Origin of the sequence: Sphingobacterium bambusae (assembly GCF_033955345.1) — a bacterium.
GTDB lineage: Bacteria > Bacteroidota > Bacteroidia > Sphingobacteriales > Sphingobacteriaceae > Sphingobacterium > Sphingobacterium bambusae.
This window is the reverse complement of the sequence record NZ_CP138332.1, coordinates 2976454-2991238: the sequence shown is the minus strand read 5'-3', so window position 1 is coordinate 2991238 and position 14785 is coordinate 2976454. Positions and strand designations below refer to the sequence as shown.

Annotated in this window: 14 protein-coding genes; 9 read left to right on the top strand and 5 right to left on the bottom strand. The window is 44.1% G+C overall.

The window, feature by feature from the left end; translation table 11 throughout:
- The first annotated feature begins 113 nt into the window (after positions 1–113).
- The 5 genes from SCB77_RS12520 to SCB77_RS12500 all read left to right on the top strand — a co-directional run bounded on the left by SCB77_RS12520 (position 114) and on the right by SCB77_RS12500 (position 5454).
- Entirely contained in the window at positions 114–1775 is a 1662-nt protein-coding gene (locus SCB77_RS12520; RefSeq protein WP_320182344.1) for a lamin tail domain-containing protein, read from the top strand.
- A gap of 39 nt (positions 1776–1814) precedes the next feature.
- Positions 1815–2762 (top strand): NAD-dependent epimerase/dehydratase family protein, encoded by a 948-nt coding sequence (locus tag SCB77_RS12515; protein WP_320182343.1) that lies wholly within the window; start codon positions 1815–1817, stop codon positions 2760–2762.
- Positions 2763–2765: 3 nt separating this feature from the next.
- Positions 2766–3491: a YebC/PmpR family DNA-binding transcriptional regulator gene (locus SCB77_RS12510; protein ID WP_320182342.1), complete on the top strand. Its 726-nt coding sequence runs from the start codon at positions 2766–2768 to the stop codon at positions 3489–3491.
- A gap of 160 nt (positions 3492–3651) precedes the next feature.
- Positions 3652–4674, top strand: coding sequence for a hypothetical protein (locus SCB77_RS12505; protein WP_320182341.1), 1023 nt, complete (start codon positions 3652–3654; stop codon positions 4672–4674).
- 36 nt (positions 4675–4710) lie between these two features.
- The gene (locus tag SCB77_RS12500; RefSeq protein ID WP_320182340.1) at positions 4711–5454 is read left to right on the top strand and encodes a DeoR/GlpR family DNA-binding transcription regulator; all 744 of its coding nucleotides are present in this window, start codon (positions 4711–4713) and stop codon (positions 5452–5454) included.
- On the opposite strand, the gene SCB77_RS12495 is transcribed toward SCB77_RS12500, so the two are convergent.
- Genes SCB77_RS12495 through SCB77_RS12485 form a run of 3 tightly spaced genes read right to left on the bottom strand, consistent with a single transcriptional unit; the run spans position 5455 to position 9359 of the window.
- Positions 5455–6555 carry a CapA family protein gene (locus SCB77_RS12495; protein ID WP_320182339.1) on the bottom strand — a complete coding sequence of 367 codons (1101 nt, stop codon included), beginning with the start codon at positions 6553–6555 and terminating at the stop codon, positions 5455–5457.
- A complete protein-coding gene (locus SCB77_RS12490) occupies positions 6545–7906 on the bottom strand; it encodes an asparagine synthase-related protein (RefSeq protein ID WP_320182338.1) in 1362 nt (453 codons plus the stop codon). The genes SCB77_RS12495 and SCB77_RS12490 overlap by 11 nt, the downstream gene beginning before the upstream one ends.
- A gap of 1 nt (position 7907) precedes the next feature.
- Entirely contained in the window at positions 7908–9359 is a 1452-nt protein-coding gene (locus SCB77_RS12485) for a lipopolysaccharide biosynthesis protein (RefSeq protein ID WP_320182337.1), read from the bottom strand.
- A 121-nt stretch (positions 9360–9480) separates the two neighbouring features.
- On the opposite strand from SCB77_RS12485, the gene SCB77_RS12480 reads away from it, so the two are divergent.
- Entirely contained in the window at positions 9481–10395 is a 915-nt protein-coding gene (locus SCB77_RS12480) for a glycosyltransferase (protein WP_320182336.1), read from the top strand.
- Here the strand turns inward: SCB77_RS12480 and SCB77_RS12475 are convergent.
- Positions 10392–11084, bottom strand: a complete 693-nt coding sequence (locus SCB77_RS12475) for an FkbM family methyltransferase (RefSeq protein ID WP_320182335.1) — start codon at positions 11082–11084, stop codon at positions 10392–10394. The two genes, SCB77_RS12480 and SCB77_RS12475, sit on opposite strands and share 4 nt — an antisense overlap.
- 164 nt (positions 11085–11248) lie before the next feature.
- On the opposite strand from SCB77_RS12475, the gene SCB77_RS12470 reads away from it, so the two are divergent.
- The 3 genes from SCB77_RS12470 to trhO all read left to right on the top strand — a co-directional run bounded on the left by SCB77_RS12470 (position 11249) and on the right by trhO (position 13296).
- Positions 11249–12007 (top strand): glycosyltransferase family 2 protein, encoded by a 759-nt coding sequence (locus SCB77_RS12470; protein WP_320182334.1) that lies wholly within the window; start codon positions 11249–11251, stop codon positions 12005–12007.
- Positions 11988–12224, top strand: coding sequence for a DUF3820 family protein (locus tag SCB77_RS12465; RefSeq protein WP_320182333.1), 237 nt, complete (start codon positions 11988–11990; stop codon positions 12222–12224). The genes SCB77_RS12470 and SCB77_RS12465 overlap by 20 nt, the downstream gene beginning before the upstream one ends.
- A 91-nt stretch (positions 12225–12315) precedes the next feature.
- Positions 12316–13296, top strand: coding sequence for an oxygen-dependent tRNA uridine(34) hydroxylase TrhO (gene trhO / locus SCB77_RS12460; protein ID WP_320182332.1), 981 nt, complete (start codon positions 12316–12318; stop codon positions 13294–13296).
- A gap of 49 nt (positions 13297–13345) precedes the next feature.
- Here trhO and SCB77_RS12455 read toward each other — a convergent pair whose 3' ends face one another.
- Positions 13346–14767 carry a M20/M25/M40 family metallo-hydrolase gene (locus SCB77_RS12455; protein WP_320182331.1) on the bottom strand — a complete coding sequence of 474 codons (1422 nt, stop codon included), beginning with the start codon at positions 14765–14767 and terminating at the stop codon, positions 13346–13348.
- Between the last annotated feature and the right edge of the window lie 18 nt (positions 14768–14785).

The window sequence follows — 14785 nt, the reverse complement described above, 5'->3', positions numbered from 1 at the left end:
TTTGTAAATTTATTTCAAGGAACCAAACATACGAAATAAGCTGCTCCTTTTATAATTTATTATGTAAAATTTATCAAAAGCTTCGCCCGAACTTTTTTAAATTCTATAAAAACATGCTCAATTCAATAAAAATCAAACAAAAATGTTTGTTAATTTTTTCAATATTATCAATATTGGATGGATACGCACAAACAGGCTTAGTTGTATCGGAACTGATGGTTCACCCCCTAAGTAATGCTGTGTTTACAAATGAGTACATAGAACTTTATAATAATGGTACGCAGGTTATTGCACTTGAAGATTACACGCTACAGGTCGCCAACACCTCCATTCGACTTGGGAACTACTACTTGGCGCCTCGACAATATATCCTACTGGTGGCAGCCAGCGCCGCACCGCATTTCGAACGATACGGTAATGTCATGCCCATACAAACTTGGCGCATATTGAACAACATCAACGGAACCGTTAGTTTATTGAATAAGGAGCAAATGGTCGTCGACCACGTCTCGTATAGCAACAACTGGTATGGAAACCCGCAAAAAAGAAATGGTGGATGGAGCCTTGAACGCATTAATCCCAATCTTCCGTGTAACAACGGCAACACCTGGAGGGCTTCCGAAGCAGCAAACGGTGGCACGCCCGCGCAACAAAATTCTATTTGGGACGAGCGTTACGTGCCTACTATTAGGCTTACTGTTCAAGAGATCAACGACGAAAGCATTGTATTTGGTGTCTTTCCTTCCGTCGCAGACGTTTCCTTCGGTCAACATAGCGAAATTACGGTCGAAACCGTCGACCTTTCCATAGCCCGTTACGAGCTCGGCACAGAAAGCCTCACCTTGTACACATCCGCAGCGTTGACATGGGACACACCTATCGCTATACACTTTCGCGACATCCGCTATTGCGGACAATCTCAAACGGTATCGATCTCGCTCTTCCGCTCGTCTACGAGCCTTTACAACGATCTCGTCATAAACGAAGTTCTCTTCAATCCGAAAGTCAACGGTGTAGATTTTGTCGAGCTCTACAATCGGTCAAACAAAACCATCAACCTTCGCGGATGGCGGATTGGAAACCGGGTAATCAGTACGGAAGACCTGCTTATGGAACCTGACGACTATCGAGTGCTAAGCAGCTCACCGCAACGCGTGCAGGAAGATTATCCAAATGCGGTAAGCGAAAACTTTATCGCCATGCAAAGCTTACCAGCGTACCCCAATGAACGTGGTATAGTCTTATTATACGATCAACAACGGCTAATCGATAGCCTCTTCTATCAAAGCAGTATGCATCAACCTTTTTTGGCGGATGTCAAAGGCATCTCTTTGGAAAGACAATCCAGTGAAGAAGACACCAACAGCAAAGGAAATTTCAGTTCAGCATCCACTTTGGTGGGAGGCGCAACGCCCGGATATCGAAATTCGACCGATGTGGAAAAAAAAGTGGAAAAAAATTCGTGGTGGCTCGATCGAAAAACCTTTACTCCAAGTGGTAATGGATCGGAAAGCATACTTGTTTTTAATTACGCATTTTCGGAACGTAATCCGATGTTAAACCTGACAATTTACGATAGCAATGGAAGAGTAGTCAACCGATTGATTCGCAACAAAAGTGCAGGTTTGGCTGGCGAAGTCATCTGGGATGGGCGGAATGAACAGGGAGCGCTATGCCCCTCTGGCATCTATATCTATCAATCCGAAATACACACATCAGAAGGTCATTATCAACAGTTTAAAGGCAGCTTTGTATTAATCAACGCAGGGAAATAGTATGTGCAGTTGCGCAAAAAATGACCTATCTTTGCAGCAATGAAAGAGCGTATTATTATGATTGGGGCAAATGGTCAAATCGGATCAGAATTGGCTGCTGCCCTCCGCCAAAAATTTGGCAACGAAAATGTCATCACTTCTGATATTAGGGAGCCTAACAATCGCAAAGAAGGTGAGATTTTCGAAACAATTAATGTATTGGACAAGGAAGCCCTAAAAGCCCTGTTTGAAAAATATAAACCCACACAGATCTATCTGCTTGCTGCCATGTTATCGGCCACTGGTGAGCAGTATCCTCAAAAAGCATGGGATTTAAACATGAATGGCCTCTTACACGTCTTGGATCTGGCTTTGGAACTAGGCATTAACAAGATATTTTGGCCAAGCTCCATTGCCGTTTTCGGTCCCCATTCACCCAAGAAAGATACGGATCAATACTGCATCATGGATCCGACAAGTATCTATGGTATCAGTAAATTAGCTGGAGAGCGCCTATGTGAATATTACCACAACCGATATGGCCTTGACATCCGTAGCATCCGTTATCCGGGCATCATCTCTTGGAAAACAGCCCCTGGGGGAGGCACCACGGACTATGCTGTACACATCTTTTTCGAAGCTTTAAAACAGGGTAAATATGCGTCTTTCCTCTCAGCAGAAACAGAATTACCCATGCTATACATGGAAGACGCCGTTCGTGGCACAATCGCCTTGATGGATGCGCCAGCTGAGCAGATCAGCATACGCTCCAGTTATAATTTGGCTGGTCTATCTTTTACACCGGCTCAAATTGCGGAAGAAATTAAAAAAATTCTTCCTAATTTTGAGATGTCCTATGTCGAAAATGATCCCCGGCAAGCTATCGCCAACTCTTGGCCAGCCAGTATCGATGACGCTTACGCACGTAACGATTGGGGATGGAAACCAGATTTTGATCTGGCAGCCATGACAAAAGACATGATTGAAAACCTCAAAAGAGCATTATAAAACATGGGTAGAGCCTTTGAATTCAGAAAAGAAAGAAAATTTAAACGCTGGGCCAAAATGGCCGTACAGTTTACACGTTTAGGAAAAGAAATCGCGATGGCCGTAAAAGAGGGCGGCCCTCACCCCGAGAACAATTCACGTCTACGTACAGCTGTACAGAATGCGAAGGCGGTGAACATGCCGAAAGACCGTGTCGAAGCAGCCATCAAACGCGCTTCCGAGAAAGACGCCAAAGGTTATGAAGAATATGTATATGAAGGATACGGCCCGCATGGGGTTCCCGTGTTGATTGAAACAGCAACGGACAACACGAATCGTACTGTTGCTAACATCAGAAGCTACTTCACGAAAGCTGGAGGTTCCCTTGGCAAAACCGGTTCATTAGATTTTATTTTCCAACGAAAATCTGTCTTTCGCTTTAACGCGTCCGAAGAGACAGATGTAGAAGAACTAGAATTGGAGCTGATTGATGGAGGATTGGAAGAGCTTTATGTGGAGGCAGATGAAGAAGGCAATGATGTTGTTGTCGTCCAAACATCTTTTGAAGATTTCGGGAATATGCAAAACCTACTTGAGGAAAAAGGCATTGAAGTGAAATCGGCAAAGCTAGAGCGTATTGCTTTATCGAATACCAGCATCAATGAGGAGCAGGCTGCTGAGGTCTTGAAAATGATCGATAAAATCGAAGAAGATGACGATGTACAGGCCGTTTACCACAATATGGATTAGCGCCCCTGCTACGGGACAAAATAAGAGGAAGAGGGCGTAAGCCCTTTTCTTGTATAGGAAGCAATTTATTTCAGTGCCCCTTCAATCTTACCTTTATCGCTATTACCCTATAAAATACATATGGGATTTTGGTAATATTTATTAAATTTAGCGCTTGGAGATGACGACATTTGAGGATTTTTTCGCGAAAAAGAAAATTGACATTTCGCTTTTGAGAAACGAGGAACACTCTTTATATGAAGAGTTCAGGGTTCACTATGCCCAAATGGGTGAAAAAAGCTTCGATCATACCAAGAAATTTTGGTTTAATAAACTACGCAAAAAGTACCTTTTGGTAGATGTTGAAGTGGAAAAACAAGCAGCAACGACTATTTCTGCCAAAGAAACGGTACAGCCTGCTTCACCTCCAACAGAAATATCGAAAAAGCCCGCCGGTTTTAAACCTCGTTTTAAAACAACGGTCGCACCATCCACGAATGTGGAAGAACAGGCTGGCAATGCTCCGGAAATCGTTCCTGCGACACAGAGCAGTACCTCTGAAGCACCTAAAGCAGAAACGGAAGACGCTCAGGCAGCTAAACCAAGTGGCTTTAAGCCACGTTTTAAAGCAGGTGTAACAAAACCTGCAGCTACCGAACAAGCCGCACAGGAAGAAGCACCAACGGAACAACCAAAGGCCGAGACAGAACCTGAACAGCCACAAGCAAACAAACCTGCTGGCTTCAAGCCGCGTTTCAAAGCAGGCGTAACAAAGCCTGCAGCTACCGAACAATCCGCACAGGAAGAAGCACCAACGGAACAACCAAAGGCCGAGACAGAACCTGAACAGCCACAAGCAAACAAACCTGCTGGCTTCAAGCCGCGTTTCAAAGCAGGCGTAACAAAGCCTGCAACTACCGAACAATCCGTACAGGAAGAAGCGCCAACGGAACAACCAAAGGCCGAGACAGAACCTGAACAGCCACAAGCAAACAAACCTGCTGGCTTTAAGCCGCGTTTTAAAGCAGGTGTAACAAAACCTGCAACTACCGAACAAGCCGCGCAGGAAGAAGCCCCAGCGGAACAAGCAAAGGCCGAGACAGGACCTGAACAGCCACAAGCAAACAAACCTGCTGGCTTTAAGCCGCGTTTCAAAGCAGGCGTAACGAAAAATAAACCAACTGATGAAAATCAGTCAGAATAATATGGAAATAGCTATCAACAATTAATCGATTGAATTATGTTAAAGGAAGAAAGACAAGCCTATATCATCCACCAGATAAACTTACATAACAAGGTATTATCATCTGACTTGAGCGTGCAGCTCAACGTATCGGAAGATACTATAAGAAGAGACCTCAATGAATTAGCTGAAAATGGGCAAGTATTGAAGGTATATGGCGGAGCCTTGTCCAAATCCTTTCAATTTCCTTTTCAGGAAGGAAACGTTTATGCTAAAGAGTCGAAGAAAGATATCGCGAAAAAAGCTATTTCATTGATAAAAAATGGGATGACAGTTTTGGTTGGCGGCGGAACGACAATGATTGAGTTGGCACGGCTCGTACCCAACGACATACAATGTACATTCTTCACGATCAGCCCTTTGGTTGCTCTTGAGCTCGCAGAAAAAGAAAACATCGATGTCATATTAGTTGGCGGAAAATTATCAAGAAACACCAACATTGTCACCGGTGCACAGGTCATCAATGAACTATCTGACTTGCGCGTAGACCTTTGTCTATTGGGCACCAACAGTCTTTCACTGGATGAAGGTATTACCGATTCGGACTGGGAAGTTGTACAAATAAAGCGCGCGATGATCAAATGTTCTAAGAACTTAGCGATTTTGAGCATCACAGAGAAGCTAAATTCCAACCAAAAAATGCGGGTTGCGCCATTGCGCGACGTGTCTTATCTGGTAACGGACCTTGATCCTACACATCCGAAATTAAGAGAATTTGCCAAGCAGATAGAGGTCATCTAACTATTTGCTTTTATGCAACTTTTGGATCGCCCGTCGAACGATCCAAAAGTTGCTTTCAATCTCCATATTGTGCCACAGAAGACTATAATCGACCTCTCGATTAAAAAACAGTCGCTTTACGTGCTTGGCCAGCGCTTTCAATGAATAACGAGCAAGCCCATTAAATGGCTTCGCATAGTAGTTTTTATGATGCTGTTCCCACTGATCTATTGCAACACGATCTACATACTTTTGATAAGCTTCTGCATCCATTAATTTCCTGTCCAGCTGTTCCAACCATTGCTGTATCTCCGCTTTTGGCTTGATCGACAACATATTTCCCTGTTTCGATACGAGCAGTAAATCTGCAATTTGTATCTCCCCATTATCGACTACCAGCTGCAGGACTCCTCCAGTATTCCACATTTCCGAGTCCGAAATACCATCGAAGTAAAAATTGCCAAGGCTATAAAAAATAGATTTACCCTTATAGACCTCTCGCCCCTGCACCACATGTGGGTGATGTGCAATAACGACATCCGCCCCTTGATCGATCAGCTGCCGATAACGTTCCCGCCATTCGGGAATCGGCACATCGACCATTTCTACGCCAGCATGCACTTGCACGATCAAGGTATCGACCTGCATTTTATAAGTAGCAAGATCTCGATCTACTCGCGGACTGTTGACCCAAGCATGCCCGTATTCCCGATCGCCGTTAAGTGCACCAAAACCGTTCTCGCCATAGGCAACAAATCCATAACGAATGCCATCCAATTCCTTTACCAACATACCGTAAGCCTCTTCTTCTGTCCCCACGCCAAATACATCCGCACCAAAAGCCTGCATCGTATGTTGTAAAGCCATATCTCCATAATCCAGAATATGATTATTGGCCATCGCAAACAGATCGAACCCCAAATTACGTAACAAAGGAGCCGCGTCAGCACGCTGATTCACCAAAGGACCAGTCTTTTTTACCGCAGCACCGAATCCAGCCAAAGGAGCCTCTACGTTACAACAGCAAAAATCTTGATCTTCTATCAACGCTTGCAGTTCCTCAGAAAACATTGGTGCCGATTGCAGTACGACATCGCCCACGAAAAGTAATTTATGACGCATTCCGTTTCTTTAACATGATTTCTATAGGTTTCAACGTGATGTATGCGAAATATGCACGAAGGAGCCCATTTTTAAACCCTAGCCTCTTCAACACCTCTTTCACTTTAGGGGTATGCATTAGTCTTTGGAATAGTTTTTCCTTAGCGCCAATCGTCGCCACTCTGCTGTTGATCCAATCCAGATAGACCGGTTTAATCACCTCGCGTAAGATATTTATATCCAGCGGTTCTAAAGGATGGTGAAGCAAGGCATGATAGTTTAACGAATTTTGATAGGTATAATTATGCTTCTCTTCTTCGAAAAGTACCCCGTTCTTTCTAAAGAAATCCCGTTGCCATTGCCGGTCAGCTTTCCTTTCGGCCGGAAGATTCAGCATCGCCAAGGCGATATCTTCATCTAAGAAAGGCGAGTAGCCCGGAAAACCGTATGCTGCTGGCACTTTGATCAAGTACTGCAAGAGCATCATTTTCGTTCGCATAGCCGTAATAATACGATACTCCGGTTGCTGAAGCGCTATTTTTTGTTCTTCAAAGATTGGTTCTACCAACGAACGATAATCCACACCAGTTGCTAAGGCCGCATCGGCACTCATTCCATGTGTATAGCCCAGCTTCAGGTAAGAATCGGCATCAGGCACAGCAGGCACATTCACCGCTCCTGCCCAAGCATCTCCGATTATTCCGCTCAATAAGTGCAGCTTCATATGGCTTTCCCGCTTTGCAATGACCTCGTAAAACTCCATATGGTAGGTACCCGAGGCTCCTACGGAAGGTCCGAAAAGTCCATACCAATCGTTCATATAGCTGTTGAAGGTACCAAGATCTACCTGATCCCAAAATACACCCAACCGCTCGGAAAGAGTCTGTGCGTAGACAGTCTCACGAGACATATGTTGATTAAAGGAAGTGCCATAGGTGTATGCATGAATTCTTTGTTTATCCTGCAACAACACATTCATCAGGCGCGAATCAAACCCACCGCTTGTTGGGATCAGCACGTCTTCGGAAAAGCCCGCAGCCCAGTGATTGATCGCTCCAGAAATTTTACCCAAAACATCATCTTCATGACTTCTGATGCCAATTCTTTTCGCAACCCGATCGTCTTCCTTTCGGATATAGAGCTTGCCATTTTCTTCATGGAGCACTTCGTTGGAAAGCAAATAACGGACATGCTTGACGGGAGTATGCCCAAAAACACTATATCCATAATCCAAATATGCCGATAGGCCTTCCATATCGATCTCCAAGTTACCGTAATCGATAACTTTATCTATCGACGTGCTATATCTATTATTTTTTAGATTGTAAAAAATAGTCTCGTAACCTACCCAATGGCCTCTTGCAACTTCCATCTTATTGTTTCGCTAATTTACTCTTTAACATCTGTAACAATTCAATCCATATTTCGTTTTTGCTCAGTTGGCTACATAGAAGGTATATCCCAGCAAACAAGATTGTTTGTAGGGCAAGCAATAGTAGCTCTGGCAAGTCCACAAAGTAGTAAGCAAAAAAGAAAGCTCCAACAAAAGCTAACAGACTGCTTAAAAAAGTACCCGACAGATCTTTCATCTGCAGCATAAAGGAGTAACCATATATTTTACCGCTCAAGATCGCACTAACGACAAAGAAAATCAGCCGCACTGCTATCTGCCCATATATAATCGCTAAGATTCCCTGTTTATAGGTCGCAATTAAAAGTCCCACGGCTAAAATAATCTTAATTAATTCCAACCATAAGGTGTACGTGGATTTGCCTTTAATATTCAAAAAATTGACGTTGAGATCGGTCAGGGAAATAAAAATCCCACCAAAACAAAGCAGTTGGAAATACGGTATAGAGTTTTCCCAAGTGTCCGTCAGGAAGAAGACGAAAGCCGGTCGAGCAACGGCAACCGCCAATAGACTAACGGGGAACAAAATAAATCCCAACGTTTTCATTGACTTTCGGCAGGCATTTAAGAAGCGGGGGTAGTCATTTTGGATCGGCGCCAAGGTGGACAAGGTTGTTCCCTGAATAATGGAAGATATCATCAAATTAGACGTTTCTCCCCACTTATTCGCCTGAAAGTAAAAGCCTGCTTGCCGAAGGGGGAAGTGCTTCACGATAAAAGCGTAATAACTATCGGAAAACACTTTCCTCAACATGCTTCCCGCCATGAAGGACAGCGAAAACTGCAGGTGTCTTCGCAAAACTTTTCTAGAAAAAGACAGATCCAATCGCCAATCGCCCCATATCCATAACATAATTGTTCGAAAAGACGAATACAGCAACGATTGCAACAAGATTGCCCAAACACCAAATCCAGTCATCGCCAATACAATGACCGAAGATCCGGAAAAAACTACTGCGAGGACATTGATTCGTGCAGTTTCTTTAAACGCGAACTTTTTCAACAGCTTAACATACTGCACGATTCCCATGGAATGTATGATGAGCTGAAGAAACAAAACCCGGGCATAAATCGTCAATCCTTCAATACCATTAAAACGCTCGATGTAAGGAGCCGTAAAAAAAAGGATACCATATAGCGATATACTCACCACCAAATTGAACACGAACATGCTGGAATAGTCTCTTTCATCTACTTCTGGAGAGCGAACCAACGAGGTCGCCAATCCGCTATCTACAAACGTGGTAGCTATAGTCGTAAAAATGGCTAAAGCTGTCATCACGCCGAAATCGTCAGGACTGAGCGCTCTCGCCGTTATAATGCCCACAATAGTGGCCACCAACTGAAAACCAAAGCGATCGATCGTGTTCCAGAATAATCCCTTCAGCGTATTTTGTTTGGCATTTTCGCTCATGAAACCTTTTAAAACAACAAAGTTAGCAAACATATCCAAGGGAAACAGAGAAAAAGAGGCAAAAAGGAACCAAAACTGGAATTACTTTATATCTTTGATTTTTAGGAATGATTGTAATGCGATGCTAGCACCTATTGTCTTATTTGTCTACAACCGGCCCAAACACACCAGAAAAACGCTGGTCGCGTTGGAGAAGAACCTCTTGGCGGCGCAATCCCTTCTTTACATTATTGCGGATGCCCCTAAGAATGCTGATGCCGTAGAGGCGGTCAACGAAGTACGTTCCATTATCCGAGAACCTTGGAATTTCAAACATATTACCATCATGGAGCGCAGCCGCAACTGGGGGTTGGCAGATAACGTAATCGATGGCGTAACAAAGATCATCGATGAACATGGACAGATCATTGTATTGGAAGATGACCTAGAAACATCTCCTTACGCGCTGAACTATTTCAATGATGCGCTTACGCGCTACCAAGATGAAGAACGTGTGATGGAAATCAGCGGCTATATGTACCCGGTACAACACCCGAAACGACTGCCAAAATCATTCTTCTTCCGGGTTGCCAATAGTTGGGGCTGGGCAACCTGGAAACGCGCTTGGGATAAATTCAATCCAGACATAAATCAACTTACCAAAGACTTTAGCCGATCGGACATCAAGCGATTCAGCATAGATGGTAGCGAAAATTTTTGGAAACAGGTGAAGGCTTTTAAAGCTGGTACGATAAACTCTTGGGCAATCCGATGGTACCTCTCTGTTTTTCGCGCCGAAGGACTTGTCCTTTACTCGCGTGAATCTATGGTGCAAAATATTGGCACCGACGGTTCGGGCACACACTCTGACCTAGACAACGTCTATCAGGTACAGCTTGCCCAGAGCAAAATCAAGTATTTTCCGGCAGAAATAGAAGAAAACAAGAAAGCTTACGAGGCCATCAAGCAGTTTTATGCAACCCGAAAAGGATCCTTACCCGAAAGATTGCTCCGTTACATCCACAAGCATTGGCAGAAGCGATTTGGCAAGAACTAAGCGCGCTGCAGATCTTCGAACACCATCGTGCGTATCGTTTTGGCGATCAACCGATAACCGGCATCGACCATAAATCGATAGATCTCGGAATCGTCAAGCTGTAACAAATCAACGGCATCTTCTACCAATACAAATTTCGGCCGATACCGCTTCCAGTCGTTAGACTGTAGCACAATGAGATCAAAACCTTCTGCATCAATAGTCAAGAAATCTATCTTCTGCCCCTTCGGAAGATGGGTATCCAACACTTCGGAAAGAGGCAACGTTTTCACCGGGATGGTCTTAAGCAAATGATACCGCGCATGCGTGTGGTCTCGCGCTTCCGACAATTCTTTTGAGAAACCATTCAAGGCAGGCTCGTTAAAGCAATAATAGGTGAGCTCCTGCGGACTATCACTGATACCGATATTTAAATTGACATCCCGACGTCGAAAAAAACGGAATAGACCCAAAACCTGCGGCGAAGGTTCAATGTTTATGCCGCGCCAACCTTGGTTATAAAAATACTTAGTATTAGAAAAACGGTAAGGATGATGCGCACCTACGTCCACATAGTAGCCCTTATAGCGCTTCACATTTTCATAGAAACTACGAATAATCATGTCCTCACCATCTTGCGAATACGAGCGCGAATGAAAAAATTTATCGATCGGAATATATTTAAGTATCGTCTTTTTCAGCGAAACCATAGCGTTGGTTATCAAGTTAAATTGGACATCAAATTAGTACTATTTTTTGATATACACCAACAAATCCGCATTGATTTCACACATTTTTAACGCTTTACAGAATTAATGCATCCTATTACTATCCTTGTTTGCTTATTCGTATTTTTGTAAACAATCACATTTAAATGACAACATTTAAGCCCACGATATCGATCATCACCATCGTATACAACAATGTACGCGACCTAGAGTTCACGCTTCAATCGGTCGCTACACAAACCTACAAGCAGGTGGAATATATCGTGATCGACGGTGGATCTACAGATGGCACTTTGGATCTGATCGACCGTTATCGCACACATATCGATGTGCTCGTTTCGGAAAGGGACAAGGGCATTTATGATGCTATGAACAAAGGGCTAAAAAAAGCAAGTGGCGACTATGTTCTGTTTCTTAATTCTGGGGATGAGCTCTACGACAGCCAAACCTTGGAAGACATCTTTTCCTTGGGTATCGATGCAGACATTTTCTATGGGGAGACAAAATTGGTTGACGAAGACCGTCTTATCATCGGCGATCGCCGGCATAAAGTGCCCGCCACGTTCAATTGGAAGTCTTTCCGATACGGCATGAACGTATGCCATCAAGCCATTTATATCAAGCGGAGCTTGGCCGCACCTTATGACACACAATACCAACTCAGTTCGGACATCGATTGGATCATAAAGGCTGCAAAAAAGGCAAATAAAACCGTCAACGTCGAGCGATATGTAGCAAAATACCTCGTTGGGGGAACCTCGCAAAAACGGCATCGGCAGAGCTTGCAGGAACGCTATGCCATACTAAAAAAATACTACGGCACGCTACCGAATATAATCAATCACGGGGTCATCGCACTCCGCTTATTGCTACACCGTCTAAAGCATGGAAAAACAAGAGATTAATCCACTAGATCCGAGCTTACTGGTCGAGCTCGCAAATACAAAGATGCCATTTGGCAAATATGAAGGTTGGCTGTTGTGTCGACTCCCCGAACCTTATCTTGTTTGGTATAGACAAAAGGGATTTCCCAAGGGGAAGTTAGGTATGCAGTTAGCAACACTATATGAAATCAAAATGAATGGGTTGACCTATCTTTTGACACCATTGATCAAAAAGTGACGAGCATCAAATGAGAACTGCTTTTTTTCCGTAACTTTGCACCAATAAATTTTAAACACATTAAACGCCGTTTGCAGCGGTATCAATGCATATGAGTAATTATCAAACACTGCTGTACTATTGTTACAGCCCTATCGAGCATGCCGAAGATTTCGCGGCCAAACACTTGGAATTTTGTCAGTCCCTAGGCCTTGTAGGCCGGATTATCGTCGCCGAAGAAGGCTTGAACGGCACCGTATCAGGCACAGCGGAAGCTTGTAAGCAGTATATGGATACGGTTCATGCTGATGCACGTTTTGCGAAGACTGAATTTAAGATAGACGATGTTGAGGAGCCCTCTTTCATAAAGATGCACTGTCGTTACAAGCCAGAAATCGTACATTCAGGTCTGCGGAATCCGGAGATCATCGATCCCAACATACAAACGGGGAAACATCTGGAGCCCACCGAGTTCATGGAAATGAAAGATCAGGAAGATGTCGTCATCCTAGACGTCCGCTCCAACTATGAACATAGTGTGGGTCGTTTCAAGAACGCAGTAACCTTGGACATTGATAATTTCAGAGAATTTCCGGAGAAAGTAAAGGAACTAGAACAGTATAAAGGTAAAAAGATCCTCACCTATTGCACAGGGGGCATTAAATGCGAAAAAGCTTCCGCGCTACTCTTAAAAGAAGGTTTTGAAGATGTTTACCAGCTCCATGGAGGTATCATTAAATACGGAAAAGAGGCTGGTGGTAAAGATTTTGACGGGAAGTGCTACGTTTTCGACAACCGCGTTACGGTCGATGTAAATGCTGTCAACCCTACGGTGGTTTCAACCTGCAAAAATTGCGGCAAAGTAACCCCAAAAATGATCAACTGCGCAAACCCTGATTGTAACGAACACTTCACCCAGTGTGATGAATGTGGATGGGAACTGTCTGGATGTTGTTCAACGACCTGTATGGAGCACCCTCGTAAAAGGGAGTATGACGGAACAGGCTATTACATCAAAGTACCGCAGCCGGTCAACTACGAGAAGATTAGCAAAAGGAAACACAAAAATTTCCCACCGAAGGAAACGGTGTAAAAAATAGAAAAAGGGCGATGTTTTATTATTCATCGCCCTTTATTTTATACTACCAGCGCCACTCGCCAGATACCGTAAGCGGCACCTTTAGTCCATATCGTTCCAAATAAGCAGGAACTTCTTGGTCTTTCAGTCGTAATGCTGGGATATGAGCCGTTTGCGCCAAGCTATAGGCCAGCGCGGTGCCGAGCTTCACCGTTTGCTCCAGACCCGCCTTATCCACTAAACTGAAGACATCATTGTCGGAATGATAATAAGCGCCGGCATTATTAGGAAGGATCCCGCCAGCACCGCCACCATATGGAATACCCGCTAGCATAAAAGGCTGATGATCGCTATGTAGCCCTGCGCCGATATTATTCTTGCCCTTAAATGTACTGTCGGCAGACTGCAATTGAACCAACCAGTCGCGATACAGATTTTGCATCTCTTCGCGAGAGCTGTGAAAGGCCGTCGGCGCATTGGTCATATCGAAGTTCAACATAAAAGCCACTTCGTCTATACTACCAGTTGCTTCTGCTGCTGCAACATAGGCCTTCGAGCCTAAGAGACCTTGTTCTTCACCCATAAACAGGACAAACTCGACAGTCCGCTTAGGTTTTATACGAAGACGTTTTAACGTTCTCGCCATATCGATCACCGCAAAGGAACCTATACCATTATCAATGGCTCCGGTAGCCAAGTCCCACGAATCTAAATGCCCACCAACGACAATTTTTTCTTTACTCTTGCCTTTTAAGGTAGCAATCACATTACGGGCGCTAACGCGCGAGGATTCATTTTCCATATCTATGGTCGCAATGGGGCGTTCGCCTTTTTCCAGCTGTTGTTTGATGGCCATCCCATCCTCGTAACCGATACATGCGGCAGGAATTTTGATCAGATCTCCTGTAATGGAAGCCGTTCCGGTTAAAAGCACGCCTTGGGGCACCGAGTTAATAAAAATGATACCATCAGCACCATGCTGCATAGCGATGGCAGTCTTCTCAGAACGATGAAGATTCTTTGTTCCTTCTGGCGATCCCGGTAAAATATGTAAATAAACCAACACCGTCTTGCCGTTCACATCTTTACCAACATAATCTTCTTCTAGTCCGTTACCTAGATCGATCAAAGGCGATTTGCTGTGTGCAGCAATTGGAGAATGCGCTAACGCGACAGATTTAATCGTTTGCCCGCCGATATCGATGGCCAGCGACTTCCTGCTCCATGACACCATCTCGAAAGGTTGGAAGCGTACATCGTATCCGTAGGATTTCAAGAGGTCAAAAGCAAACTGCTCAGCTCTTTTCCCATGTTCCGACCCTGTCAGGCGGTGCCCTAGCTCTTCCGTCGCTTGTTTTAAATTAGAATAGGCCTGCGAGTGTGCATTCACTTCGGTGATGATTTTGGTGTATACACTTCCAAACTGTTCCTGTGCAAAACCTTGCATACTAAATATAAGAAGTAAAACTATTAATGAAATTTTCATACAGACAAGCTATAAAAA

What these genes read in the sequence shown, in the direction of transcription:
- SCB77_RS12490 (WP_320182338.1), bottom strand. Translation starts at nt 7,906, where the DNA reads ATGGAAGTTGCAAGAGGCCATTGGGTAGGTTACGAGACTATTTTTTAC.
- SCB77_RS12470 (WP_320182334.1), top strand. Translation starts at nt 11,249, where the DNA reads ATGACAACATTTAAGCCCACGATATCGATCATCACCATCGTATACAAC.
- trhO (WP_320182332.1), top strand. Translation starts at nt 12,316, where the DNA reads ATGAGTAATTATCAAACACTGCTGTACTATTGTTACAGCCCTATCGAG.
- SCB77_RS12520 (WP_320182344.1), top strand. Translation starts at nt 114, where the DNA reads ATGCTCAATTCAATAAAAATCAAACAAAAATGTTTGTTAATTTTTTCA.
- SCB77_RS12480 (WP_320182336.1), top strand. Translation starts at nt 9,481, where the DNA reads ATGCTAGCACCTATTGTCTTATTTGTCTACAACCGGCCCAAACACACC.
- SCB77_RS12510 (WP_320182342.1), top strand. Translation starts at nt 2,766, where the DNA reads ATGGGTAGAGCCTTTGAATTCAGAAAAGAAAGAAAATTTAAACGCTGG.
- SCB77_RS12495 (WP_320182339.1), bottom strand. Translation starts at nt 6,555, where the DNA reads ATGCGTCATAAATTACTTTTCGTGGGCGATGTCGTACTGCAATCGGCA.
- SCB77_RS12465 (WP_320182333.1), top strand. Translation starts at nt 11,988, where the DNA reads ATGGAAAAACAAGAGATTAATCCACTAGATCCGAGCTTACTGGTCGAG.
- SCB77_RS12505 (WP_320182341.1), top strand. Translation starts at nt 3,652, where the DNA reads ATGACGACATTTGAGGATTTTTTCGCGAAAAAGAAAATTGACATTTCG.
- SCB77_RS12515 (WP_320182343.1), top strand. Translation starts at nt 1,815, where the DNA reads ATGAAAGAGCGTATTATTATGATTGGGGCAAATGGTCAAATCGGATCA.
- SCB77_RS12485 (WP_320182337.1), bottom strand. Translation starts at nt 9,359, where the DNA reads ATGAGCGAAAATGCCAAACAAAATACGCTGAAGGGATTATTCTGGAAC.
- SCB77_RS12500 (WP_320182340.1), top strand. Translation starts at nt 4,711, where the DNA reads ATGTTAAAGGAAGAAAGACAAGCCTATATCATCCACCAGATAAACTTA.
- SCB77_RS12455 (WP_320182331.1), bottom strand. Translation starts at nt 14,767, where the DNA reads ATGAAAATTTCATTAATAGTTTTACTTCTTATATTTAGTATGCAAGGT.
- SCB77_RS12475 (WP_320182335.1), bottom strand. Translation starts at nt 11,084, where the DNA reads ATGGTTTCGCTGAAAAAGACGATACTTAAATATATTCCGATCGATAAA.